The sequence below is a fragment of the Isoptericola nanjingensis genome, assembly GCF_050311635.1.
Taxonomy (GTDB): Bacteria; Actinomycetota; Actinomycetes; order Actinomycetales; family Cellulomonadaceae; genus Isoptericola; species Isoptericola nanjingensis.
The window spans coordinates 1-263 of record NZ_JBNOZL010000023.1 but is presented as its reverse complement, the minus strand read 5'-3'; the positions used below and the strand labels follow the sequence as shown (position 1 = coordinate 263).

The 263-nt window shown below is 19.4% G+C and carries 1 protein-coding gene; it reads left to right on the top strand.

Annotated elements, in window-relative coordinates; genetic code table 11:
* Positions 1 to 263, top strand: a 263-nt coding sequence (locus tag ACQP6G_RS20860) for a hypothetical protein (protein ID WP_429767238.1), incomplete at both ends; no start/stop codon positions are given.

Genomic DNA, 263 nt, shown 5'->3' with positions numbered 1-263 from the left:
AATATATCAAATATAAATTTAGTAAGTAATGGAATAACAAAAGAGCAAAATATAAATAATAAATATAATTATAATAAATTACTTCCAGTTATATTATTAAATCATATAAATGAAGATTCGAAAGGTGAAGATTCATTTAGTAATTCATCAATGAGTAAAAATCATCAAGATTCTTATTTAAGACTTCCGCAAATTTCAGATAAAAAAAAATTGTTTGAAAATTTGGCTTGTTTAAATTTAATGAACTCTAATGAATTCAAAAA